Origin of the sequence: Okeania sp. SIO2B9 (assembly GCF_010672505.1) — a bacterium.
Taxonomy (GTDB): domain Bacteria; phylum Cyanobacteriota; class Cyanobacteriia; order Cyanobacteriales; family Microcoleaceae; genus Okeania; species Okeania hirsuta.
Genome location: NZ_JAAHGK010000993.1, coordinates 1 through 2937, shown reverse-complemented (window position 1 = coordinate 2937; position 2937 = coordinate 1). Strand labels below are relative to the sequence as shown.

2 protein-coding genes are annotated in these 2937 nt (G+C 40.4%); both read right to left on the bottom strand.

Translation table 11 applies throughout. The features are described from left to right. On the bottom strand, nucleotides 1–444 hold a 444-nt coding region (locus F6K13_RS26445; protein WP_287288912.1), incomplete at its 3' end, for a DUF4347 domain-containing protein. Nucleotides 445–703: 259 nt separating this feature from the next. Continuing rightward, nucleotides 704–2937: choice-of-anchor Q domain-containing protein (locus F6K13_RS26440; RefSeq protein WP_287288910.1), on the bottom strand; the 2234-nt coding region annotated here is incomplete at its 5' end.

Genomic DNA, 2937 nt, shown 5'->3' with positions numbered 1-2937 from the left:
AAATATTAGTTCTAAATTCCAGTTACCACCTCTGTTAACATTTCCAGTCAGTGTTTCGGAAGCAGCAATATTTGCTCCTGTGAGTTGATGTAGTTGTCTGATAAATTCTTTACCTTCTTTACCACTTCCTACCTGACAACCATAAATCAATATTTCTCCACCACCAGACAAACATTTGCCCCACTGTTGAATACTCTCAGCATATTGATGAATATTGTCTAAATTCAGGAGACTATTTCCCAAGTACAAACTACCTTTTGCGCCATGAGAAATAATATGAACAGTATCCACATCACAACATTCACCCAGACCTTTAGATATTTGGTCTATACCATTTTGATTGGGTTGTAGGATAACTGTTTTTGTCTGATGGTCAACCTGTGAGATGAGGCGATTGTAATTTTCTACCTTGGAGTCGATGAATAATAGTTTGGTTTGATTCATAATTTTATAGGGTTTTTCAAGTACCAGAAAAAAATTATAAATATTCTAACACTAACACTGATGCGAGCGCAACAAATTCCTGCTTTGTGAAAATTTTATATTTTTAGAATTACACATAGTGATTAATTTTATCAGTAGTCTTGCATAGTAATGGTATACAGGAAAAAGGAATGCCTGGCACGGGAGCAAGATACTCCCACTGTTCTCCTAACAAACATTGCCAGAGAATGGACGACCATTACAATGCACTACAACCATTTTATCCTCTCAGGAAGAAATCATTCTCACTAATAGATGCAATATTAGTTAGATTAGCAAATTCACCCCCACTGCCAAATTCTGCTTCTGTACCGTTAGCATTGTAGAACAATTTGCCGTTGTTGCTGTTATAAACAATAAATGCTTCTGAAGTTTCTGCCTCTGCATCACTGGTAACTATATCAAATTCAGCATTGACACTAAAACCTGTTCCTGAGTCACTGGTAATAGCAGTAAATGTATTTTTGTCCAGCAGAATTATATCTTTTTCTGGCACAAAATCAGTGATGGTATCTACTCCCACATCTTCTGGGGTAAATTCTTGATTGGTATTGAAAATAAAACGGTCAATACTTGCTCCACCAGTCAGGGTGTCGTTACCTGTACCACCATTAAAGCGATCGCGTCCTTGACCACCAACGAGAGAATCGTCACCATTACCACCAAAGAGGCGATCGCTACCTAGACGACCTTGGAGGGTATCGTTACCGTCTTTGCCAAAGAGGCGATCGTTACCTCGACCACCAATAATTTGGTCATCACCACCACGACCGTTAATAGTGTCATTACCTGCCAGACCTCTAATGGTGTTGTTTTCATTTGTACCATTGAGGCGATCGCTTTGAGGAGTACCAGTAATTTGTGAGGTTTGCAATTCCACTGCACCAATATCAACTGCACTGCCTACAAATCGTGGTTCCCCTCGTTGGTCAGTATCAAGGTTATTGGGGTTACTACCTGCATCAATGGCGGGACTATTGGGGAGAGGTAAATGGGTGAATGTGGGCCCACCATTGTCTGCTAGGTCTGCAAGTAGAGGGTCTGTGACACCTGTTTGGTCGTTGTCACCATTGAAGTTATCAATGGCGTTACCAGTGCCAATTAGATTATGGTCTTCACTGGTAAGGGTGTTGCTATTTTCTACAGAGTCAACGTCACTGTTAACATTACCAGAGATAATGCTAGAGGTTACAGTGGCATTGGCGTCAAAGGTGAAGAAGGAGTAGTTAGTCTCATTATAAAGATATGCTGCTTTTTGGAGAATACCACTCCCTAAGCCTGAAGGAGCTTCATTACCAGTAATGGTACTGTTGCTAATGCTAGCTACACCAAGGTTGCCGATACCGCCTCCACCACCGTAGGATGCTGAATTGCCACTAATAGTGCTGTTGTTGATAATAGCTGTAGCACCTAAGTTGTAAATACCTCCACCATAAAATAATGTTGAATTACCACTAATAGTGCTGTCGGTGATATTAATCGTACCATTAGAGTTTCTGATACCACCACCACGAGGATTTGAGTTATTACTGATAGTGCTGTTGCTGATATTAGCTGTACCTGAGTTGTTGATTCCTGTTGAATTGCTGCTAATAGTGCTGTCGCTAATAATAGCTGTACCTGAGTTATTGATTCCACCATTTGAATTACCACTAATAGTGCTGTCGCTAATAGTAGCTGCGCCTGAGTTGTTAATTCCACCCATTAAATTACCACTAATAGTGCTGTCGCTAATAATAGCTGTACCTGAGTTATTGATTCCACCATTTGAATTACCACTAATAGTGCTGTCGCTAATAGTAGCTGTACCTAACGAGTAGATTCCTGCACCGTCAAAGTCTGCTGAATTACCACTAATGTTACTGTTACTGATACTGACGATGCCATAGCGGTTTAAAATGCCTCCACCAGAAGTATTGCTAAAATTTCCACTAATAGCGCTGTCGCTAATAGTAGCTGTACCTGTGTTGTAGATTCCTCCACCATAAAATGCTGAGTTATCACTAATAGTGCTGTTGCTGATATTAGCTGTACCTGCGTTGTGGATACCTCCACCACCATCAATCAAGAAATTTTCTAAATTTCCACTAATAGTGCTGTTGTTGATACTAACTGTACCTGAGTTATAAATACCACCACCTGAATTACCAGTTACAAACCCACCAGTGATTTCTACATTTTCCAACTCTAGGGCAGCATCTTCCAAAACATGAAACACCCGGTTACCTAATCCTTCGATACCCCCAGCATCAATAACAGCTTGTTCTTCTCCCTCTGAAATAACTGTTATTTCTCCACCTCCAGCAATAATATCTAAATCTCCTGTAGCAGCAGCATCTTCGTCACTTCCTGAGATAGTTAGATTATATCTTTCTCCCGCAGTCAGTTGAATTGTGTCATCTTCCGGGGTACTATTAGCTTCAATAATTGCTTCCCGCAGAGAAGTCACACCAT